General features: G+C 64.3%; 17 protein-coding genes. 2 read left to right on the forward strand and 15 right to left on the reverse strand.

Going from position 1 to position 21744, the window contains the following annotated elements:
- The first annotated feature begins 59 nt into the window (after positions 1 to 59).
- Positions 60 to 1343 carry a cystathionine gamma-synthase family protein gene (locus tag HGK27_RS06170; protein WP_206239608.1) on the forward strand — a complete coding sequence of 428 codons (1284 nt, stop codon included), beginning with the start codon at positions 60 to 62 and terminating at the stop codon, positions 1341 to 1343.
- Here the strand turns inward: HGK27_RS06170 and HGK27_RS06175 are convergent.
- A complete protein-coding gene (locus tag HGK27_RS06175) occupies positions 1340 to 2194 on the reverse strand; it encodes an alpha/beta fold hydrolase (RefSeq protein WP_206239610.1) in 855 nt (284 codons plus the stop codon). The two genes, HGK27_RS06170 and HGK27_RS06175, sit on opposite strands and share 4 nt — an antisense overlap.
- A 368-nt stretch (positions 2195 to 2562) precedes the next feature.
- Between HGK27_RS06175 and HGK27_RS06180 the strand changes: the two genes are divergently transcribed.
- Complete coding sequence (locus tag HGK27_RS06180; RefSeq protein ID WP_206239612.1) at positions 2563 to 5469, forward strand: TonB-dependent receptor plug domain-containing protein; 2907 nt, start codon at positions 2563 to 2565, stop codon at positions 5467 to 5469.
- A 56-nt stretch (positions 5470 to 5525) separates the two neighbouring features.
- Here HGK27_RS06180 and HGK27_RS06185 read toward each other — a convergent pair whose 3' ends face one another.
- From HGK27_RS06185 to HGK27_RS06250, 14 genes are all read right to left on the reverse strand, one after another.
- Positions 5526 to 6254, reverse strand: coding sequence for a DUF3142 domain-containing protein (locus HGK27_RS06185; protein WP_206239613.1), 729 nt, complete (start codon positions 6252 to 6254; stop codon positions 5526 to 5528).
- Entirely contained in the window at positions 6254 to 8404 is a 2151-nt protein-coding gene (locus HGK27_RS06190) for a hypothetical protein (RefSeq protein ID WP_241126873.1), read from the reverse strand. The genes HGK27_RS06185 and HGK27_RS06190 overlap by 1 nt, the downstream gene beginning before the upstream one ends.
- A 90-nt stretch (positions 8405 to 8494) precedes the next feature.
- Entirely contained in the window at positions 8495 to 9793 is a 1299-nt protein-coding gene (locus tag HGK27_RS06195; RefSeq protein WP_206239615.1) for a cation:dicarboxylate symporter family transporter, read from the reverse strand.
- 34 nt (positions 9794 to 9827) lie between these two features.
- On the reverse strand, positions 9828 to 10703 hold the full coding sequence (locus HGK27_RS06200; RefSeq protein WP_206239617.1) for a type 2 periplasmic-binding domain-containing protein: 876 nt from the start codon (positions 10701 to 10703) through the stop codon (positions 9828 to 9830).
- Positions 10704 to 10709: 6 nt separating this feature from the next.
- Complete coding sequence (locus tag HGK27_RS06205) at positions 10710 to 11567, reverse strand: amidohydrolase family protein (protein WP_206239619.1); 858 nt, start codon at positions 11565 to 11567, stop codon at positions 10710 to 10712.
- A gap of 129 nt (positions 11568 to 11696) precedes the next feature.
- Entirely contained in the window at positions 11697 to 12965 is a 1269-nt protein-coding gene (locus tag HGK27_RS06210) for a LysR substrate-binding domain-containing protein (protein WP_206239621.1), read from the reverse strand.
- Positions 12966 to 12996: 31 nt separating this feature from the next.
- Positions 12997 to 13536 carry a cupin domain-containing protein gene (locus HGK27_RS06215; RefSeq protein ID WP_206239623.1) on the reverse strand — a complete coding sequence of 180 codons (540 nt, stop codon included), beginning with the start codon at positions 13534 to 13536 and terminating at the stop codon, positions 12997 to 12999.
- Positions 13537 to 13549: 13 nt separating this feature from the next.
- Positions 13550 to 14446 (reverse strand): hypothetical protein, encoded by an 897-nt coding sequence (locus tag HGK27_RS06220; RefSeq protein ID WP_206239624.1) that lies wholly within the window; start codon positions 14444 to 14446, stop codon positions 13550 to 13552.
- A gap of 3 nt (positions 14447 to 14449) precedes the next feature.
- Entirely contained in the window at positions 14450 to 15034 is a 585-nt protein-coding gene (locus HGK27_RS06225; RefSeq protein WP_206239627.1) for a cytochrome b, read from the reverse strand.
- Between the two features lie 11 nt (positions 15035 to 15045).
- Positions 15046 to 16704, reverse strand: a complete 1659-nt coding sequence (locus HGK27_RS06230; protein ID WP_241126875.1) for an MFS transporter — start codon at positions 16702 to 16704, stop codon at positions 15046 to 15048.
- Positions 16705 to 16733: 29 nt separating this feature from the next.
- Positions 16734 to 17825 carry a peptidyl-alpha-hydroxyglycine alpha-amidating lyase family protein gene (locus HGK27_RS06235; protein WP_206239630.1) on the reverse strand — a complete coding sequence of 364 codons (1092 nt, stop codon included), beginning with the start codon at positions 17823 to 17825 and terminating at the stop codon, positions 16734 to 16736.
- 99 nt (positions 17826 to 17924) lie between these two features.
- Entirely contained in the window at positions 17925 to 18392 is a 468-nt protein-coding gene (locus HGK27_RS06240) for a cupin domain-containing protein (protein ID WP_206239633.1), read from the reverse strand.
- An 11-nt stretch (positions 18393 to 18403) separates the two neighbouring features.
- Complete coding sequence (locus tag HGK27_RS06245; protein WP_206239635.1) at positions 18404 to 21229, reverse strand: TonB-dependent receptor domain-containing protein; 2826 nt, start codon at positions 21227 to 21229, stop codon at positions 18404 to 18406.
- A gap of 177 nt (positions 21230 to 21406) precedes the next feature.
- Positions 21407 to 21703 (reverse strand): putative quinol monooxygenase, encoded by a 297-nt coding sequence (locus tag HGK27_RS06250; RefSeq protein WP_206239637.1) that lies wholly within the window; start codon positions 21701 to 21703, stop codon positions 21407 to 21409.
- Positions 21704 to 21744 lie beyond the last annotated feature (41 nt).

The raw sequence follows: 21744 nt of genomic DNA on the forward strand, positions 1-21744 counted from the left end.
ATTGCTGTTAGGCTCGGCCCCGGAGACGGATGACAAAACCGTATAAAGGGAGAACCCGGATGACCGCGCCCCGTGACAGCAAGACCCATATCGGCAGCCATCAGCTGCACCCTGAAACGCAGATGCTCAATTACGGCTATGATCCGGCGCTTTCGGAAGGGGCGGTCAAGCCGCCGGTGTTTCTCACCTCCACCTTCGTGTTCCCGACCGCCGAGGATGGGCGCGACTTCTTCGACTATGCATCCGGCCGCAAGGAGCCGCCTCCCGGTCAGGGCCGGGGGCTGGTCTATTCGCGCTTCAACCACCCCAATGCCGAGATCGTCGAGGACCGCCTCGCCATCCATGAGGGCGCGGAGGCGGCGGTGGTCTTTTCCTCGGGCATGGCGGCGATCACCACGGCGCTGCTGGCTTTTGTGCGCCCGGGCGATGTGATCCTGCATTCGCAGCCGCTCTATGGCGGCACGGAGACCTTGCTGGCCAAGACCTTCGCCAATTTCGGCATCAAGGCCGTGGGTTTCGCCGATGGGCTGAGCGAAGAAGCGGTGAGAGCCGCTGCTCAGCAGGCTGCCGCTCTGGGGCGGGTGTCGATGGTGCTGGTGGAAACCCCGGCCAACCCCACCAACAGCCTTGTCGATATCGCGATGATCCGCCGGGTCTGTGATGAGCTGGAAAAGCAGCAGGGCAGCCGCGCCTTGCTGGCGGTGGACAACACCTTGCTGGGGCCGGTGTTCCAGCATCCGTTGCGGCATGGGGCCGATATCTCGCTCTATTCGCTCACCAAATATGTCGGCGGCCATTCGGATCTGGTGGCAGGGGCCGCCTTGGGCTCGACGAAGGTGATCGGTGAGATCCGCATGCTGCGCGGTGCTTTCGGCACGCATCTCGATCCGCATAGCTGCTGGATGCTCAGCCGCTCGCTGGAAACCTTGGGTCTGCGCATGGAGCGGGCCAACACCAATGCCACTGCCGTCGCCGCCTTCCTGAGGGACCATCCCAAGGTCGAGCGTGTGGCGTATCCGGCCTTCTTCCCGGAAGGTTCGGCCGCGCAGCGAGTTTACGCGGCGCAATGCAGCGGGGCAGGTTCGACCTTCTCCTTCGACATCGCGGGCGGGCTGGAGGCGGCGTTCCGCTTCCTCAACGCCTTGCAGATCTTCAAGCTGGCGGTCAGCCTTGGCGGCACGGAAAGTCTGGCCAGCCATCCGGCCACCAACACCCATTCCGGCGTGCCGGTGGAGGTGCGTGAGCGGATGGGCGTGCTGGCCTCCACCGTGCGCCTCTCGATCGGCATCGAGCATCCCGACGATATCATCGCCGATCTGGCTCAGGCGCTGGAAGCAGCCTAGCCCAGATGAACGTGAAGCACCCGCCGTATCTCCTCGGGCGCCGAGAGATGCGGCAGGTGCCCGCGCGCCGCGATCCACACCAGTCGGCTGTCCTTGATCGCGCGGTTGAGATAATGCGCCACCGCATCGGGCACCACAATATCGCCATGTGAGTGGATCAGCACGGTGGGCACCTTCAGTCTGCCCAGTTTCGAGCGCACATCCGAGAGAAAGATGGTGCGCGCGATCTGCACCGTCACATCGGGGCGCATCGCCAGCAGGCCTGCCGTGAAATCGCGCACCGCTTCAGGCATGTCCTCGGCCACGGCCAGCGGGGCGAAGCCTTCCACCCAGCCCTGGTAATGCGCAGCCATGCGTGAGAGCAGGGCGTCGATGTCCTCGGGCTCCATGCCGCCGACATAGTCATTGTCGTTGATGTAATGCGGCGAGGCGTTGAGGAAGACCAGCTGCTCGAAGAGCTGCGGCGCGCGGATCGCGGCCAGCGCGCCGATCATCCCCGAAACCGAATGGCCGATGTAGCGGCAGCGGGTGATCCCCACCTCGGCGAAGAGGGCCAGCAGATCGTCGGCAAAGCGGTCGAGCGTGTCATAGGCCTTGGGATCGAAATCATCGGGCAACAGCGGCCCGGCGCCGGGCAGGTCGAAGAGCACGGCGCGATAGCGTTCGGGCAGGCCCTCCAGCATCGGGTTCCAGATGCTCTGGTCGGTGCCTAATCCGTGGGAGAAGACCAGCAGATCGGGCCCTTCGCCCACCACCCGCAGGCGATGCCGCTGCGCCAGCGGGCCATCGAGCTGCAATTCACTGGATTGGGGGACGGGGCGGGAGCCAGTCAATCGACGCAAGATGCTCATAGTCTTGTCAATTCCCCTGCTGTGGTGGCCGGCAAAACCTGTCGCTTCAACTAAGGCCAAGGGATGTCAAAAAGATGAATTTTCCCTTGCCGCCGGGCCTTGCTGCGACCGGTGGAAGGCATGGCGCGCTGATCGCCTTCCGATGGACTGGTGATGTACAAGTTCTCTGGCTGGGTGTGAACACGAAGCAATCAAGCTTATGAAATTGAAGTATAATGCTTGAACGGTTCCGGCCTGTTCAAGTCATTGGGGCATGGTCTGGGCGAATTTGGCGGCTAGGATAAAGGCCAGAAACCAGACAAGCGCGACCGGGTGAGGGGCACTCTCAAACAAGCGGTCGGCGACTGGGCCAGAGGGGGAGTGAGACCATGTCGATCAAGGGGCATATCAAGGGTTCTGGCATGATCTGGGGGGCATCGGTTCTTGCCGTTGTTTCGGTGCTGACTGTGCCGGGGGCAGCAATGGCGCAAGATACGCCGCAGGCCGATGCCGCAAAGCCCGAAGCGCCCCCGGTCGCCGCGCCTTCGGCAGGCCTGCCCGCCAACGCCAACACCGCCCCCGCCGATACCGAGCAGCAGAACCGCGAGATCGTCGTGACGGGCACCGCCATTCGCGGCGTGGCGCCGGTGGGGTCGGCCACGGTCAACATCGGGCGGGAGAACATCGTGCAGTCCGGCGTGCGCGATGCCGGATCGTTGATTTCCAACATGCCGCAGGGGTCTTCGCAGGGCACAACCCTGGCCAACACCGGCGGGCGCTCGGGCGGCGTCAATCTGCGCGGGCTGGGCAACAACGCCACGCTGCTGCTGTTCGATGGGCATCGCACCGTCACGCAGGGCGTGCAGAATTTGATTCCCGATCCCAACACCATCCCCTTCGGTGCGATCGAGCGTGTGGAGGTCGTCACCGATGGCGCCTCGGCAGTCTATGGGTCGGATGCGGTGGCCGGCGTGGTCAATTACATCTTCCGCCGCCCCTTCAATGGCGCGGAGCTGACCTATCACTACACCCATACCATCTATGACGAGCAGGCTGTCGATGGCGTGTTCGGGCGCAAATGGGATGGTGGCGGCATTGTGGTGGCGGCCAGCTACAAGGGCAACACGCCGGTCATTCAGGGCACGATCCCGCAGCTGCGCGCTGATCTGAGCCAATATGGCGGGCTCGACAGCCGCTTGCAGGGCACGACTTTCAACTCGGTGGGGGCCAATGGCGCGCTGATCGTGGGCAACACGGTCTATGGCCTGCCTGCCAACCTCAATGGCCGCACGCCGACCACGGCGGAGGTGCTGGCGCTGAAGGGCAATCCGCAGCTGACGGATCTGTCCGATTACACCGATTACTACACGGCCCGAGCGCAATACAGCGTGGTGGTGCGCGCCCAGCAGGACTTCGGCACATACGGCGATCTGACGCTGACCGGCATGTTCAACCGCCGCACCAATGATGCCATCGGCTCGGGCGATGGCGCCTTTCAGAGCATCGCCGTCGCCATTCCCACCACCAGCCCTTACTATGTGGCGGGGCTGGGCACCGGCAGTGAATCGGTGGTCTACAATTTCCGCCTGAACAATCCGGGCCGCGCTTTGGACCGCCATGATTTCGAGAACACGCGCAATATGCTCTTCGACTATCATCTCGGCCTTGTGGGTGATCTGCGCTTTACCGCTTCGGGCGGGATGGGCACCTCTACGGGCTGCGCGGTCTGTCAGCCCCAGCCCAACACCATCCTGACCAGCACCATCGGCGGGGCCAGCACCGCCTCGCTGTTCAACCCCTATCAGCAGGGCGCGCAGGCGGGGGCCAATGGCATCTTCGGCGTGTTCATCCAGAACAGCCACAATGAGATGTATGACTTCCTGCCCAAGATCGACGGCAGCCTGTTCCGCCTGCCCGGCGGCAAGGTGCGCATCGCCATCGGCGGTGAATGGACGCGCACCTATTATCAGCAGGAATCCGATTATACGCTCAACCCCACCACCACGCTGACGACCTTCCGCTACACTTCCACACACCGCAACGTCTATTCGCTGTTCGGTGAGGCCTATGTGCCGATCTTCGGGCCGGACAATGCGATCCCCGGCTTCAAGCGGCTCGATCTGTCAGGCGCGGTGCGTTACGACAAATATTCCGACTTCGGCTCGACCTTGAACCCCAAGTTCGGCCTGACCTGGAAGCCGATCGACGATCTGCAGCTGCGCGGCTCCTACGGCACATCCTTCCGCGCGCCCACTTTGGCGGAATCGAGCTTCAATGTGGTGGGCGCGGCCAACCGCACCTTCATCGCCAACAATTTGAACGATCCGACCATCCCGGTGAGCAATGCATCGAATGGCACCTCGCTGGTGCTGGTCTCCACCTTCCGCTTCACGCCTCTGAAGCCTGAGCGGGCCAATGTCTTCTCGCTGGGGGCGGACTATGCGCCGCATTATGTGCCGGGGCTGAAATTCGGCGTCACCTTCTACAGCGTGAACTATCGTGACCGCATCTCGACGCTGCCCAATTCCTCGGTGGCACTGTCCAGCGCGGCCAATTACGCGCTGTATAAAAGCTTCTTCACCGTGGCGCCCCAGCCTGCGGGTTGCGTCAACGGGTCGGTCAACGGCAATCCGGGCACGCCGCAATATGCCACCTACAATCCGGCCTATCTGCCCTATCTGAACGCGCCGGGCAGCTACCCTCCGACCACGGCGAATGACTGCCAGCTGGTGGGCATCCTCAACGCCGCCACGCTGAACCTTGGCCGGGTGGAGCAGAGCGGGCTCGATTTCACGCTGAACTACCGGCATGATCTCAACTTCGCGATTGTGAGCGTGGATGGGGCTTTCACCGACATCCTAAAATTGAAGCGCAATCTGCTGCCCGGCGCGCCGATGTATGACGCGCTCGACACCATCGGCGAGCAGGTGAGCAAGCGTGGCCGCTTCTCGCTGGGGCTGGAAAAGGGGGCCTTCAACGGCAACATCGCGGCCAATTACATCGGCGGCTATCTCAACAATCAGACTCCCACGGTGAATGGCGTGAAGCTGCCCAACCAGCAGGTGCCTTCGTGGACGACCTTCGATCTCAACCTCAGCTTCACGCCGAAGGTCGATGGCACCAGCATGTTCGCGGGCACCCGCCTGACGCTGAGCGCGCGCAACTTTACCGACAAGGCGCCGCCCATCGTGCTCAACAGCCTGAACACGCAGAACGGGCTGCCCACGGCGGTGGATTTGAACACCCACAACATTCTGGGCCGCATTTTTACGGTTGAGGTTTCGAAGAAATTCTGATCTTTCAAAGGTCCAACCTGCCTGGGGCCGGGCGGCACTGTTCGCCCGGCCTCTCTTTACCGGCCGGAAGGTTTGAACAGAAACACCACATAGCCGCGAAACCTGGGGTGATGCTTCAGCGCAGGCGGCGCCTGCCATGCCCCATGCTCCACCAGCGCGACGCGGAAGGGGATGGGAAAATGCTCCATCCGGCGGAAATAGGTTTCATAGCCCGGAATGGTGCTGCGGCCCTGATAGGTCTGGACGACCACCTCATCCACCGTCCCCGCCAGCGAGGTCAGCGTCTGCGGATCGCCATGCGCGCTCCAGTCCATCAGCCCGGTGACGGAGAGGCGGTATGCCTTGGGCAGGCGATGGCGCAGATCGCTGAGGAACGCAGCATAGCCGGAGATGCCCTTTGTCGCCGCATCGAAATCCACCTGCAGGCCGACAACCCCGTTGCCTGCCTTCCGCCATGTTTCCAGATCAGCGAAGATGGCATCGCGCGTCGCCTCGTTCCAGTCGAGCCGGTCGGCGCGCACCACCAGCCAGACTGCCTGATCGGGCAGATGCGGCGTGCCCATACGCAGCCTTTCCATACGCGCCGCGCCGCCGCGCCGCACCTCGCCATCGAGCAGATAGAGCGTGCGCGGGTGAAGGGTCTCGGCAGGGCGCACCCCCGGCCAGAGATAGAAGGCATCATAGGCGGAAGCTTCGACCGGGGGCCCATCCGCGCTCTGCTGCTGCCTGCATCCCGGCAGCAGGCAGAGCGCCAGCAGCAGGGCGCCCGAAAACCGCTTCGGCATCACCAGTAATAGCGCAAGGATTTGGCCCATGTGCTGGCCGGATAGCGCTGTTTCAGCTCATTGTACCAGGCCTTGCGCTGCTCCTTGGGCACCTCGGGCGGCAGCGAGTCCGTCGCCAGCGAGGCACTGCAACCATTGTAGCCCGAGGGCGCATAGCACATCACTGCGCGATAGAGCGCATAGGCGCGCTCATCGGGCAGGGCCTTGGGATCGGCGATCACTGCGGCATAGATATCCCCGCGCGACAGCAGCCTGCCGGAGAAGCCCTCCGGCCCGCTGCCCAGTCCCGGATGTTTGGGATCGGGCCGGTACAGCGAGAAACCGTCAAAGCCGTTGAGGCGATAGAATTCACCCAGACACAGCTGCGCCTTGCGATCCACCGGGGAGCGGGCCAGCGCCGCAGCCGTCTGGCTCAGGGGCCCGCAGGCGATGCTGCCGTCCGACCATTTGCCCTTGCTGAACAGCCCGACGGGGATCGTCTCCTGCATCGAGAAATTCCAGAGATGATCCTCGGAGGAAGCATTGGCGGGCACCAGCGAGAGATCGCCGCCGAAATCGCCATAGGCGCCTTTGGCCAGATCCTTGTAGAGCAGGGTGAAGCGGGCGATATCGCGCTCATGCGCCGGGCGTGAGGCATCCCGGGCACTGCCGCGCAGGATCGCCGGAGTGGCCATGGTCTGCAGCAGGATTTCGCGCGTCATGCTGTCCGTGATGGGCGATCCCGGCGCGAAGACCTGCGCCAGCCTGCCGTCGCGCTGCCAGCGCAGCACCAGACCCATCTGCACCAGCGGCCGCTGGTAGAAGGGGCTCGCGCCGCTCAGCAGCTCCTGCCAGAAACCCGCCTCGTTGGGATCGCGGGCCTTGGCCAGCGCCATGCCGCGCAGCATCTGGCGGCTGAAGGCAATGGGTGTGAAGCTTTTCGCCCGCGCCGCATCGGGCAGGATGCTGAGGATCTCGCGCGGATTGTCGGTCGAGTAAAAGGCGTGGGTTGCTTCCAGCAGGCCGTAAAGATCGGGATGCTGGGCAAATTGCGCTTTTTGCGCCGCCAGTTGGGTGCCGGGCAAGCCGTCTTTGGTGCTTTGCGTGCCATCGCTGTCGCGGCGCATGCGCTTGAAATCGGCGACGGCCAGCAGCAGCGGGGCATTGTCCAGCTTGTCGAAAACGGCATCGGCATCCTGACGCTCGAACAGCTTGATGTCGATTTCCTCGGCGATGTCGGCGGCGGCTTCACTGTCGCCCGAGGTGGTGGCGAGCAGCTTTTCATAGCTCTGCACCAAGCCTGCATCATCACCGCTCAGCCATGCCACACGCCGCAGCAGTCCTGTGGCCGAGGCAGCATAGCGCCCTTGCGGCCAGGCCTTGAGATAGGCCGCGATGGCATCACGCGCCGCAGCCACGGCGGCGGTGTCGACCTTCTCCGTCCCGGCGAAATCGCCATATTTATCGACGGCGCCGGCGATAGCCGCGCGCAGGGCGATACGGATCGGCATATAGGCGGCGGTTTCGGCGATCCAGCGGCTTCTGGATCGCGTCAGCGGCGCAAAGCCTTGCCGGGCTCCGGCCCAGTTACCGGTGTAGAAGGCCTGAGAGGCTTTCAGATAGGCCAGATAATCGCGCCCCGCAGGGCTGGTGATGGCGGGGCCATCCCATGCAACATCGCCGCATCCCACCTTTGCGCGCCATTGGCCCAAAGCCTTGCGTTCGGCCTCGGGCACGCCCTTGTCGGCGGCCAGCGCCTCGTTGAAGGCCGGGACAGCTGTGGCGAAAGTCTCGCAGGAGGAGGCTGGCTGGGTGTCATCCGCAGGCTTGCCCTCGGGCGCGGGCCACAAGGCAGAGCGCAGGCCCCGCCATGACAGCCAGGTCTGCCCGAACTGCCGCTCATCGGAAGAGGTCGGGGCAGGGCCGCGCGGCGCGGTCTCGCTCAGGCTGCGCATCAGCCAGAGCATGTTGACGCGTGTATCATTGCCGGGGCTCAGCATGGCCTGACTGGCACAGTCGTAAGAGGCCAGATTGAACCGCCAGTCGGGATAGCAGGAGGAATCGGCGCAGGCCCAGACCACACCGCCGGCAAGACAACCGGCACCGGCCAGCGTGGCCGCGCCCAAAGCCAGCCGACGCTTGCGCTCCATCCGCGCCAACCTCTTGATCATCTGATCCTGCCCCAAGATATTTCCCGGCGAATTTCTGGCAGGTTTCTTATGAAAACAAAAGAGATCGGCGCGTGTTTTACTGTTGATCCTTTATCCCAGCCTTGCGCGCATCTGCTCTGTGTCCAGCGCCTTGTCCCATTTGGCGATGCCCATGGTCGCCGCCGCATTGGTGATGATGAAGGTGGGCGTAAAGCCCTGAGACATCAGGCGGTGAATGCCCAGCAGCAGCGCCACGCTGCCCACCGGAATGGTGTGATCCATCGAGATGGTCGCCGCCAGCACCACAAAGGCCGCGCCCGGAATGCCCGCCGCGCCCTTGGAGGTGACGGTCATCAGCAGCACCAGACCAAGCTGATGGGCAAAGCTGAGCGGCGTGTTCGTCGCCTGCGCCAGAAAGATCGTCGCCATGCCCAGATAGAGGCAGGCCCCGGTCAGGTTGAAGGAATAGCCCGCAGGCACGGTGAAGCCCGCCAGACCTTTCTCACAGCCAGCCTCGGTCAGCTTGGTGATGATGCGGGGCAGCACCGCTTCTGAAGAGGTGGTGGCGATGCTGATCAGCAGTTCGTCGCGGAACAGGCGCAGGAATTTGAAGGGGCTGAAGCCGCACCACAGGGCAATCGGCACGATGGCGCAGAGGATGAAGGCAAGGCAGGCCAGATAGAACTCGCCGATCAGCGTGCCCAGCGACGCCAGCGATGCCACGCCGAACTTGCCCACCGTAAAGGCGATCGCGCCGAAAGCGCCGACGGGCGCCACCCACATCACCATGCCCACGATGCGGAAGATCATTTGCAACCCGGCATCCAGCACATCGAGCAGCGGCTGGGCCCGCGCACCCATCCAGATCAGGGCAAAGCCGCTCAGCACCGCCAGAAACAGCACCTGAAGCACATTGCCTTCCACAAAGGCGCCGAAGAAGCTCTTGGGGATGATGTTGAGGATAAAGGCCATCGGCGTGATCTGTTCGGCGCGGTTGAGGTAATCGGCCAGATTGGTGCTGTGCAGGGCGGCAGGATCGACATTCATCCCCACGCCCGGCTGCAGGATGTTGGCCGCCAGCAGTGCGATCACGATGGCCAGCAAAGTCATCGCATAGAAGACCGCCAGCGTCTTGATCGCGATGCGCCCCACCCGCGACATATCGGCCATATTGGCGATGCCGCTCACGATGGTGCAGAAGATCAGCGGCGCGATCACCATGGAGATCAGCCGGATAAAGGCATCGCCCAGCGGCTGCATCAGCAAGCCCGTATGGGGCGCCTCCATGCCCAGCACCACGCCCAGCACCATGGCCAGCAGCACCCAGAGCCACAGCTGCTTCCAGATGCGGGGCCGCGCCGGGGCGGGATGCGCGCGGGCCGGGTCCATGGTGTGCGACAGAACAGTCATCCTCTACCCCTTCTTGTTGCGTGCCGCTTTGCGGTCAGGCCAGCAGATCTTCGGACACGCCCGCGAAGAGTTCATCCAGGCTCAGGCGGCGCGGGATGATCTTCTGCTCCAGCGCCAGATCGATCGCCGCCTCGATGCCCTTGCGGTTGGCCTCCAGCCCCACGGGAGGCAGCTTGGCGGTGACGCTTTCAGGCGCGGCTTCGCGCGATTCCTTCAGCATGCGGAAGATTTCGCGCTGCACCTCGGGGCTGGCCACATCCTTGTGCAGCACGAACATATGGTTGATCGGGATGTAACCCTCACGCGCGGCCCAGCGCGCGCCTTCCGCCATGGCATCGGGGATCAGCGTGGCGACGCGCTCATCCTTGGGCATTTCATTGCCCATCAGCGCGGCGGTGATCTCGCCGCTGAACATCATCTCTGCCAGATCGGCGCCGGCGGGCAGGCGGGTGCAATTGGCCGGATCGTCATATTCGGCCAGATGCGATGTGCCGATGGTCAGCCACTCCACCTTGCTCAAATCGACGCCATACTCGCGGCTCAGAATGCCGCGCACCCACAGGCCGGTGGTCTGGGCATAGGTGCGTACGCCCACCTTGCGGCCCTCGATATCCTTGGGGCTGAGCGGCCCCAGCTCGCGGTTGTAGCCGATGCAGTGATGCTGCGTGCGGCCCGAGACGGCGAAAGGCAGCAGCACATAGGGCTTGTCGTAGATCTTCGCCTGAAGAAAGGTGACGATGGCCAGCTCGCCCGCCTGATAGCGGTTGTTGCGGATCATGTCCTTGAAGCCGCTGGAGGCCGATTTGGGCCCCTGAAAATCCAGCGTGACGCGGGGGGAGGTGATCCGCCCCTCCTTCAGCGCCAGCGTCGAGGGATAATCGGCAAGGTTGGTGGGAAGGATGAGGGTCATGGCCGCTTAGTCCTTCAGTGCGGGATAGAGGGTCTGGGCGGTCCCGGCGAAGATCCAGTGCCGGTCCTCCTCCGACAGGGTGCCGAGCGCCTGTCTGGCGATCTCCAGATTGCCCGAAAGCGTCCCTTCAGAGGCCGGGAAGTTCGACCCCCAGGCCAGACGATGCGCGCCAAATTCCGCCACCAGACGCGGGAAGAGGGTTTCGGCGCTGGCCTCGCCCTTCAGATCGTCGATGAAGGTGCGGGGGGTCAGCTTGAAATGGATGTTCTCGAAAGGCGCGAGGCCGAAATGGGCCGAGGCCTTCTTGTAAGGCGCGCCATCGCTGAGATCCGGGCGCCCGAAATGGTCGATCAGGATCTTCACCTGAGGAAAGCGCCTGGCCAGCCCCGCCACCTGCGCCAGCCCGCCCGCATCGGTCTGCAGGCAGATCGAGAGGCCCAGCTCGCCCGCCAGCTCCCACGCCGGGAAGGAGCGCTTGTCATCGATCCAGCTGGGATCGAAAGCCGCGGTGGAGCCGCCGGTGAACAGGCGCAGGCCGGTGAGGCCGCGCTCTGTCCAGTAACGGATTTTTTGCGCGGCATCCTGCGCCAGAACATCGACCGAGCCGACCACGGTGAAGCGCCCCGGATGGGCCGCCGCCGCATCGCAGACATAGCTCATATCATAGCCATAGCAGGTGGAGGCCTGCACGATGGCGGCCTTGTCGACCCCGGCCTCATCCATGGCGGCGATCAGCTGCTCGATGGTGATCGGGCGGTCCTTCGACCAGCCCGACTGCTTGCCGAACAGCGGCGCCAGCGGATAGGTTTCCAGATCGGGCGAGACGATATGGGGATGAACGTCGATAAAGCGCGAGGTGGTCATGATGCTCTTTCGAAAAGGGCGAAGAAGGAGGGCGTGGCGGCCAAGTTGCGGGGCGCCTTCACCGATGTCTTTTGTCTAGGTTGGTTGGGCCGGTGGCGGGAAATTGGAAGTCGCCGCGCCAGCATAACTTCAGGCGCCGGGCCCGGCCTCGCGCGCATGGTCATGCAGACAGCGGGCGAAGGCGGCCTGCAGGCGGGTGGGCAGCCAGCCCCGCCGCGTGGTCACCGCAATGCGTGAGGGTGTTTCCAGCGGCCCGAACTCCAGCGCCACCAGACGGCCACCCAGCTGCTGCTCCAGAAACAGCTCCGAGCGGGTCATAATGGCCAGCGCATCGCTGCCGCCCAGCAGCGAGAGGATGGTGATGATCGAATGGGTTTCCACCCGCGCGGTGGGGCGGGTCTGGCCGGCGAAGAGCGTCTCGAAGGCCGCGCGGCGCACTGCGCCGGGGCGGGCCAGAACCCAGTCATATTGCGCCAGATCGGTGGTGCGGATCGCCGCGCGCGCGGCCAGCGGATGATCGCGCCTTGCCGCCAGCACAAAGGGGTCTTCGGCGATGACCTGTTCCAGCACATTGTCCGCCGGGGAGGGGTGATGCTGCAGCCCCACCGCGAAATCGATCGAGCCGCGTTTCAACCCGTCGAGCAGCACGTCGGAGGTGGCATTCATCACCGAGACCCGCGCCTGCGGATGCTGCGCGGTAAAGCGCTGCAGCACCGAATTGAGCAGATGATTGCCCGCCAGCATCATCGCGCCGATCAGAATGCGTCCGTTCTCGATGCCGAAACCGGCGTTGATCTCCTCGCGCGCGGATTCCAGCTCGCGCATCGCCAGGCGCAGCCTTGTGGCCAGTACCTTTCCCTGCATATTGGTGGTGATGCCATGGGCCTCGCGCTTGAAGAGGCGCATGTCCAGCTCGGCTTCCAGACTGCTGGCGGCCTTGCGCAGGGTGGTCTCGCGCTGGTCGAGCAGACGCGCGGCATCGGCCAGCGATCCGAATTCGTCGATCAGCAGCAGCGCGGTGGTCAGCGAGCGCGTCAGCCGGTGGACGATCCCGTTGGCTTGCGCACTGGTCCAGCCGCGATCCGCGCCGCATTCCAGCACCGCGCCGCGCATCTCTGAGAAATAGCGCCTGACGCGATTGTCGAGGATCAGCCCGGCATCGGTCAGCACCAGACCGGCGCGCTGGCGGATGAACAGCGGCGCGCCCAGCGCGGCCTCCAGCATGGCAATGGCTTGCGTAACGGCAGGCTGCGACCGGGCCAGGTCCGCCGCCCCGCGCGAAATGCTGCGCGATTGCGCCACCGCGGCAAAGGCGCGCAACTGCGACTGGCTGGGCAGATTGTCATAGAAGGCCTTGTTGGTGCCATCGAAGGTGAGCGAGGTCAGCACGCTGTCCACAAGCCTTATTCCTTGCCTGCGGGCGCGGGGATCACCGGCTCTTTTCGTAACCGGGGTTCATCCGCACCACCATATAGGTGACGTGGCCATCGAGCCGGGTGAAGCCATGCACCACGCCGGGCGGGATCATCACCACATCGCCCGCCTCCACATGATGCGCCGTGCCGCCTTCCACGCGTGAGCCCTTCAGGCTGGGGCCGATGCTGGCCGGATTGCTTGGCTTGCCATTCATCATCATCGGCTTGGGATCGACCAGCGTGCCACCCGTGGCAAAATCGCCGCCGCCTTCGAGGATGGTGTAGATCTCGGTGACCTTTTCGTGGATCACCGGGCCTTCGTCGGGGGTGTCGCGGCGCAGCACATCGAGGCTGACGCGGTCGTCGCCCGCGCGCACCGCGCCCACCACGCCCAGACCCTTGCCGTTGGCGCGCGCCGCCAGCGCCTTGGCGAAATCGCCCTTGGCGACAAACACCGCATCGCTTTGCGCGGGCAGAGGCGCGGCCTGCGCCAGAGCCATGCCGGGGGCCAGCATCAGCGCCAGAGCGGCGAGGGCAAGCTCGATCCTTCTCATCACGAATATCCCTTCAGAAATTGGGCTTGTTGGGGGAGCGGTCATAGGCATCCTTCAGCTGGGCCATCCACGGATACCATTCGCGCCAATGCGTCTTGAGGCCGTCGCCATCGATGCGTTTGAACTCGATGCGGTAGTAATGGATCGGCGCCTTGCCGGTGTTGTGCGTCACCTCGGGCCCTGTGGGAGCGGTGGCGGCGCAGCCCAGATGCTCGAAACCGGGCAGCGGCGCGCTGGCATGGCTGCCTCTGGTTTGGGGCAGCGGCGTTGCGCTGTCGAAGGCCAGCACGGCGGGGTAGGGGCTGGCGGGTGCGCGGCGGACCTCGCCGGGGCGGATCAGCACCTCGATCAGCCGGATATGATCGTCCTCGAAGAGTTGGCGCGTGCCGCTGCCCGGCCAGCGCTTCCGGAGATCCGCGCCATCACCGGGGAGGAATTCCAGCCGCAGGAAATGATGCGGATAGCTGTCGAGATTGCTTTCGTGATGCGGGTTCTGCGGGCTGGCCGCGCGGCAGAAGGGATAGGCCAGCCCATCGGGCGGCGGGGTGACCACGGCCTTCATGTTATGCGCCGGATCGAACATGGTGTTGGTGCTCTTGGGCACCGGCGCATCCACCGCGAAGACCGAAGGGAAGGGGTGGCCATGCATATTGCCCACCACGCCGGGGAAATAGGCCACCTCCACCAGCCGCACATGGCTGTCGATGTAGCGGACATGATGAACCTCGGGCGCGGCGACTGCGGCCTCGGTCTCATCGGCGAAGGGATAATGGGCGGGCCATTCGCCGGGGTTGAGCGTGTGGGGGCCCTGAACCGGCTGATAGCCGGGGGATTGCGCGGCAACAGGCGCAAGGAGGCCCGTTCCCGCAAGCGCTGCCGCTGCGAGGAGACATCTGTACTGACTGATCATGGTTCAGACCTTTGAGGAGGACCCTGAGAACCACATCCGCGCAAATTGCGGCCTGCGGTCGATGAACTGGTGTTTCAGCGCGCCCGCCACATGGCCCGCCAGCAGCGCCAGCAAGATCCAGGCGCCGATCTGATGGGCCGAGACGGCACTGTCATGCGCGGCCACCTTCTGCGGCAGCGGCAGGGCGTCGAGCAGGCCGATCTTGGGCAGCGGCATCAGCAGCCAGAGCGCCGCCCCGGCACCTTTGCGCGTGCTGGCCGAGCTGATCGCCCAGCCCGCCAGCGGCACGGCCAGCATCAGCACATAGAGCAAGCCATGCACGCCCTCGGCCAGCAGGCGCTCCAGACGGCTGAGATGCGCGTCAAGCGGGGGCGGCCTGTGGCTCAGCCGCCAGACGATGCGCAGCAGGCTGAGTGCCAGAACCGTCAGCCCCGAGGAGGCGTGAAGGCTGACCACCACATGCTTGGCCTCGCCCTTCAGCCCTTCCATGAAGAAGCCGGTGGCAAGGTTGAACAGGATGCAGGCCGCGATCCCCCAGTGCAGCAGCACGGCCACGCTGGTGTAACGCTGGTCGGTGGTCAGGCTCACGGTTTCTTTCCTTAGAAGTCCAGCGAGCGCCCGCTGGTTTCCGGTAGGAAAAACAGCGTGGAGACAAAGCTGATGGCGGTGAAGACAAAGGGATACCAAAGCCCGGCGAAGAGATCGCCCGTGCCCGTCACTATGGCGAAGACCGAAAAGGGCAGGAAGCCGCCGACCCAGCCCACGCCCACATGATAGGGCACGGACAGCGCGGTATAGCGGATGCGGGTGGGAAACAGTTCGACAGCGGCGGTGGAGAGCGGGCCGTAAAGCAGCGCCGCGCTGATCCCGAAGATCAGCATCAGGCCGAAAAGGGCGGGCTTGTTGACCTGCGCGGGATCGGCCTTGTCAGGATAACCCGCCCTGGCCAGCGCGCGCTTGGCCTGCTTCGCGAAATCGGCCTTGATCGTTGTGGCGGCAGGCGTGCTCAGCCCTTTCGCGCTGGGGGCAGGGATGGTGACCGCGCCCACTGCGATGCTGGCGAGCGATCCTTGCGGGGCCGGGCGCTGGCTGTAAGGCACGCCCTCATTGGCCAGAAAGCTCTTGGCGATGTTGCAGGAGCTGTTGAACTGCGCCTTGCCGATGGGGTCGAACTGGGTGTCGCAATCGGCGGGATCGGCGACCACCACCACCGGGGCTTCGGCCGAGGCGCGGGTCTGCGCCGGATTGCCCGCCGCCTGCATGCCATGGAAACCGGGGAAATAGGCCACCAGCGCGATCAGCATGCCGGCCAGCATCACCTTCTTGCGCCCGTACCGGTCCGAGAGATAGCCGGCCAGCACGAAGACGGGGGCGCTCAGCGCGACCACGCCCATCAACAGGGCGCCGGTCAGCTTCGGATCGAGCCGCAGTGACTTTTCCAGAAAGACCTGCACGTAGAAATAGGCGGTGTAGAAAACCGCGCCCTGCGCGCACATCATGCTGAAGAAGGCCAGCACGATCAGCCGCAGGTTCTTCGGATTGCCGAAGGTCTCGCGATAGACGGAGGGCGGCGGGCCATCACCCTCGCTCTCGATCTTGGCGAAAAGCGGGCTCTCGGTCATCTTCATGCGCATGAAGACCGAGATCGCCAGCAGCCCGACCGAGGCGAGGAAGCACAGACGCCAACCCCAGGCATCGAAGGCCACCGGGCCGAGCGCGGTACGCAGCCCCAGCACCACCAGCAGCGCCACCAGCAGACCGATCGGCGCCGAGGTCTGGACATAGGAGCCCAGATAGCCACGCCGGTTGGCGGGCGCATGCTCGGCCACGGAGATCGCCGCGCCGCCATAGACGCCGCCCAGCGCGGTGCCCTGAATGATCCGCATCAGGATGACCAGCGCCGAGGCCGTCAGCCCCAGTTGCTGGTAGGTGGGCAGCAGGCCGATGGCGAAGGTGGCGCCGCCCATCATCAGCACGGTGATGAGGAAAGCGCTCTTGCGGCCCAGCCGGTCGCCCAGACGGCCGAAGATCAGCGCGCCCAGCGGGCGAAAGGCAAATCCCGCGCCGAACAGCGCCAGCGCCGCAATATAGGCGGCGGTGGGCGCCAGCCCGGCAAAGAACTTGGCCGAAATGACCGGCGCCAGCGTGCCGAAAATATAGAAATCATACCATTCGAAGGCGCTGGCTGCCGCCGAAGCGCCCACCACCAGCCCCATATGCGCGGGGACCGGTTCGGATAGCGAGGAAGGTTGGGTCACGGTGAATCCCCGGAGGTTTGAGCGATACATCAACGCACCGGGTGTAACGTTAATTTCTGGACGCGCCAGTTCAGGACTTCCGCGACGAAAAGCTGGTTCTGCGTGGGGCAGGCGATTTCATGAATCCAGCCAAACTGCTTGAGCTGCTTGCCAGCGCCCCCCAGCCAGCCCAGCACATGGCCTTCCAGATCCAGCTTGTAGATCCGCCCGGGCCAGACATCGGCCACGAACAGCGCCTGCGGTCCTGCCTCTTTGGGCGTGATGCACAGGGCCCATGGCGCGCCGGGCAGAAAATAGCCGGGGCTGGCTGCCGTGGGCCGGTTGCCGATGGGCACCGGCGCATTGTCAGGGAAGGGCACCTGGATCCTGATGATGTTGAGCAGCTTGCCCTCGGTATCGAAGACCTGGATGCGCCGGTTGATGCGGTCGGCCACGAAGACGCGGTCCTGCCCGTCCACCGCAATGGAATGGACCTGATTGAACTGCCCCGGCTGTGCGCCATAGGAGCCCCAGCTCTTCAGCCACTGACCATCGGGCGCCACCTTGGCGACGCGGGAATTGATATAGCCGTCAGAGATATAGGTGTTGCCCCTGGAGTCCCACGCCATATCCGTCACCTGCCGGAAATAGCCGTCGATGGGGGGCAGGGGCGGATCGGGATGGTCGAGCGGATGGGCTTGTGGGGCGCTGGCCTCCACCTTGCGGCCGATCAACATCTTCACCTTGCCGGCAGGATCGAACTTCACCACCATGTCAGAGCCCTTGTCGGCGGCCCAGATGTTGCCCTGAGCATCGATCCGCACCGCATGGGCGAAGGACCAGGCATAGAGCCCCTTGCCGATCTCGCGCAGCAGCTTGCCCTGAGCGTCGAATTCCAGAAGCTGGGCGGCGGCGGCGCCATAGGCCGGGCCGCTGGTGTTGCCGCGCTGGAACACGAAGACATGGCCCGCCTTGTTGACCGCCACCCCCGCGATTTCGCCCATGTTGACGCCGGGCGGGGGCTTGAGGAAATCCTCCGCATCGAAGGCGATTTCCGGCACCTGGCTTTCGGAAGCGGCGGGCTGCGCCGCCACCGGCAGCGGGGCCAGCAGCAGGGCGGCCAGTGCCGGGATGATCTTCACTCTACCCATTCTTGTTCTCCGGCCTCTTGCCCGGGCCCATCCTAGCGGGCGCAGGGCCTGGCTCCCCATTCGTTCTTGCCGCGGCAGAATAGGAGTTTGTCAGCGGGCGCTTTCCGTCGGGCGCGGCAGCATCACAGAGATCATGACCAGATGCCCCTCGACCTTGCTGAACCAATGCGGCACGCCCTCGGGCACGATAAAGACATCGCCCGCCGCGACGGTCCGCGCCGTGCCGCCGGAGATCACCGCGCTGGTGGCTGTCTTGACGATGGTGCCTCCGGTGATCAGCGTGCCGCTGCCCTCCAGCGCCTGAAACAGCTCGGCCTGCTGGGGGTGGGCATTGGCGATGTTGGGGCCGACATGATATTCCAGCTTGGCCGTATAGGCCTCCAGTGCCAGCAGCGGCGTGCTGGATGTGCCGTGGCCCGGCTGGATGTTGGCCCGGGCTCTGGCCATGGCCGCCGCAATATCCGCCTTTGCAGCAAAGGGCAGGGCCACATTGTCTGCATGGGCGGCGGTGACCGGCAGGGACAAAGCCAGCCCTGCGCAGAGGATATGTCTGAGCATGATCACCCTCCTCACATCTTCAGCTTCACGCCCACGGTGAAATAGCGGCCCACCACATCGTCGGAGGCGGCAAAGCCGTTCCACTGGCCGGGCGTGCCGCTCGAACCGGTGAGGTTGCCCGGAGGCGGCGCGGCATCGAAGATGTTCTGGATGTTGATGTAGAATTCGGCCTGCGGGTTCACATCCACCGCCACATTGAGTGAGGTGGTGCCATAGGCGGGCATCGTGCCATTGCCCGGCGCGAAGGTGACCGTGGGATCGCCCGACATCTTCATCGCATTGCGCCAGCGCTCCAGAACATCGATGCGCAGCTTGTCGATGGGCATATAGCTGAGCATGCCGGTCAGCCGCCAGGATGGGCTGGCGGTCAGGCCGTTGGCGCCAAAGGCCACATCGCCCTGATCGATGGTGGGCACATTGGGCTGGATGTAGCGGATATGCGGCTGATAGGCCGCCAGCCCGCGCAGCGAGAGCGGGTGCCCGGCCACCCGGCCCTGATAATTGGCCTCCACATCCACGCCATAGGTCTGGATCTGCGCCAGATTGATCGGCACCTGAATGTAGTGATCCACCGCGCCCGCGCTGTTGCGGATGATCAGGCTGCAATAGAGCGCCACATTGGCCGTGTTGCAGGCCGATTGCGTCTGCGCCGCCGTGCCCTGCACCGTGGCGATGGCGTTGGAAATGTTGATGCGATAGTAATCCACCGCCAGGCTGAAGCCGCGCATGTAATGCGGCTTCCACACCACGCCGATCGTCTTGGTATGGCCGATTTCCGCCGTCAGATTGGGGTTGGAGAGATTGTATTGCGGCACGAAGCTGGAGGTGCCGGTCTTGATGTCGGTGTAATTGCTGTAGCTGGTGGTGGTCGGCGCGAAGAGGTCGAAGAGGGTGGGCGCGCGGATGTCGCGGCTGATCGTGCCGCGCAGGCGCAGATCGCTGTCGATCTCCCAGTTGAAGCCCGCCTTCCAGGTGGCATAGCCGCCCACCGTGTCATATTTGGTGTAGCGCGCGGCACCCGTCAGATCGAAGGCGCGGAAGAAACGCACATCCTTGAGCAGCGGCACGGTCGCTTCCACGGCGCCCTCCCAGACCGACATCGAGATATGCGGGCTGGGCGCAAAGGTGTTGAGCAGCAACTGCTGGCCGCCCCCGGTGGTGATGCAATTGTAGCGCAGATTGGTGCAGTCGGCGGTCTGGCTGGGGGTGCCGTTGCTGGTCGAGATGAAGGTCTGGCGCCGCCATTCGCCTGACAGCGCCACCTGCGCCGCGCCCGCCCATGTCGAGAAGGGCGATTTGCTGATGCTGGCCGTCACATCGTCCTGCCGCGTGGTGGCGACCGAGCGGGTGGTGTCGAAAATATAGCTCACCGCCGCCGGGCTGGCCGCGCTGGGTCCGAAGACGTTCAGGGGAACGCAATTGGCATAGGCCGCTGCCGTTGCCGCCTGCGTCGAGGCATAGCAGACCGGCGTGCCATTGGGCCCCACCACCGCATCGAGCGCGGCGGAGAGTTTCTGATAGTTGAGGTTGTTCTGAAGCGTGGTCGTCAGGCGGCTGTCGCCATGGGTGTAGTCCACATTCCATGCCGCGCCCGCCAGCGTGCCCTTGAAGCCGCCCGCGAACATCAGCTGGCGGGAATCCGCCTCCTGCGTCAGCCGCGCGTTCTGGTTGAACATCTGGTTGTAGGTGAAGGTGGCCGTGGGGATCTGCGCGGTATAGGCCGCGGGCAGAAAGGCGTTGTTGCGGTTGAGCGTGATCCCTGAAAGCAGCACATCATTGCCGTAGAAGCCATTGGTCTTGAAGGTGCCGCTGGCCAGCACATAGGCCGAGATGCTGTCGCTCAGATCGGTGTCGAAGCGGGCATAGACCTGATGCATCTTGAGCGATGCTTTCAGCGAGTCATCGTAATAGCCGCCTGCGCCCCCGCTCTGGGTGGTGGAGCCGGTGTAGGTCGTGCCGTTGACGAAGGGCGAGAGCACGCCATTGCTGGCAAAATACTGCCCATTCAGCGCGCAGCCCGTGCCGCAGGTGATCCGCCCGCCAAAGGGCTGGGCCGACAGCGTGGAATTGGGGATCTGGTAATAGGGGATCGTGGAGCCATTGCCGCCGATCGTCGTGCGGTTCAGCCAGTCGCGGCTGGAGCGGCGGTCGATGCCGCCGTCATAGCGATATTCATAGCTGACCTCGAAGTGGCTGCTGTCGCCCAGCTTCTTGCCCCAGGCCAGCCCCACATCGGCGGTGGGATCGTCATGACGGCTGGAAATGCCGCCGCTGGCCTGCGCCTTGAAGCCGGTGAAGGTGGTGTCGGTGATGAAGTTCACCACGCCGCTGACCGCATCCGAACCATAGACCGCCGAAACGCCGCCCGTCACCAGATCGACGCGCTTGATCAGCAATTGCGGGATGACATCGGCATCCACGATGTTGGTGAAGGAGGTGGGCGGCACGCGCTTGCCATCCATCAGCACCAGCGTGCGGTTGGCGCCCACATTGCGCAGGTTCATCTGCGCCGCTGAGCCATTGCCGCCGCCGGTGGTGCCGGTCGCCGTGGGGTTGGAGCTGAGCCCGCGCGAACCGGAAAAGACCGGCATCACCTGGATGGAATCGGTCAGGCTGGTGGGGCGGACATTGCTCAGCGCATCGGTGGTGACCACGGTGACGGGCGTGGGGCTGTCATTGCCGTTCTTGACCGTGCGCGAACCGGTGACGATGATGTCCTTATCGCCGGGAGAATTCGTGGCGGCAGGCGCAGATACGCTTTCGACTGCCGGAGCCGCGGGCGCACTATCCTGAGCGAAGACGGGCGCCGCCATGGCGCCCAGACTTGCACTTGTCAAAAGCGCAGCCGAAATCCTGCAATAATGCCTCATGGTGATCCTCCCGAATGCTGACTATATCTGTCGTTTCAGCCAGATATGCCGTGGGAGTGCCTGAGGTATAATTGGAACTTCTCGCCCAGCATTGATTCCGGTGCGAAGCGGTCGCCGGGGGCAGGAGGTATCGCGAAACCCGCGTCAGGTGACTGCAAGCGGATCGAGCACAAAGGCGCTGCGTTCCGCCACATCGCCAATGCGCGAGAGATAGTCCTGGAAATGCGGCGTGGCGCGATGGGCGGTCACCGCCGCCTGATCGACATAGAGTTCATCCAGCACAAAACGCGCGGGATCGGCCTGATCCTGCCACAGATCGTAACGCAGATTGCCTGCCTCGGCCCGGCTGGGGGTGAGCATGCCATCCAGCAGGGCTTTGAGGGCCTGAACCTGTCCCGGCAAAGCGGTCAGCACGGCAACGATCTTGACGGGGTGAGGCATGAAGCTGCTTCCTGAAGGCGGAGGTGGAAAGCAGCTTCTGC

Source organism: Novosphingobium terrae (assembly GCF_017163935.1).
GTDB lineage: Bacteria > Pseudomonadota > Alphaproteobacteria > Sphingomonadales > Sphingomonadaceae > Novosphingobium > Novosphingobium terrae.

Excerpts from the sequence above, each read along its gene's own strand:
- HGK27_RS06170 (WP_206239608.1), top strand. The coding sequence starts at position 60 with ATGACCGCGCCCCGTGACAGCAAGACCCATATCGGCAGCCATCAGCTG.
- HGK27_RS06175 (WP_206239610.1), bottom strand. The coding sequence starts at position 2,194 with ATGAGCATCTTGCGTCGATTGACTGGCTCCCGCCCCGTCCCCCAATCC.
- HGK27_RS06180 (WP_206239612.1), top strand. The coding sequence starts at position 2,563 with ATGTCGATCAAGGGGCATATCAAGGGTTCTGGCATGATCTGGGGGGCA.
- HGK27_RS06185 (WP_206239613.1), bottom strand. The coding sequence starts at position 6,254 with ATGCCGAAGCGGTTTTCGGGCGCCCTGCTGCTGGCGCTCTGCCTGCTG.
- HGK27_RS06190 (WP_241126873.1), bottom strand. The coding sequence starts at position 8,404 with ATGATCAAGAGGTTGGCGCGGATGGAGCGCAAGCGTCGGCTGGCTTTG.
- HGK27_RS06195 (WP_206239615.1), bottom strand. The coding sequence starts at position 9,793 with ATGACTGTTCTGTCGCACACCATGGACCCGGCCCGCGCGCATCCCGCC.
- HGK27_RS06200 (WP_206239617.1), bottom strand. The coding sequence starts at position 10,703 with ATGACCCTCATCCTTCCCACCAACCTTGCCGATTATCCCTCGACGCTG.
- HGK27_RS06205 (WP_206239619.1), bottom strand. The coding sequence starts at position 11,567 with ATGACCACCTCGCGCTTTATCGACGTTCATCCCCATATCGTCTCGCCC.
- HGK27_RS06215 (WP_206239623.1), bottom strand. The coding sequence starts at position 13,536 with ATGAGAAGGATCGAGCTTGCCCTCGCCGCTCTGGCGCTGATGCTGGCC.
- HGK27_RS06220 (WP_206239624.1), bottom strand. The coding sequence starts at position 14,446 with ATGATCAGTCAGTACAGATGTCTCCTCGCAGCGGCAGCGCTTGCGGGA.
- HGK27_RS06240 (WP_206239633.1), bottom strand. The coding sequence starts at position 18,392 with ATGCTCAGACATATCCTCTGCGCAGGGCTGGCTTTGTCCCTGCCGGTC.
- HGK27_RS06250 (WP_206239637.1), bottom strand. The coding sequence starts at position 21,703 with ATGCCTCACCCCGTCAAGATCGTTGCCGTGCTGACCGCTTTGCCGGGA.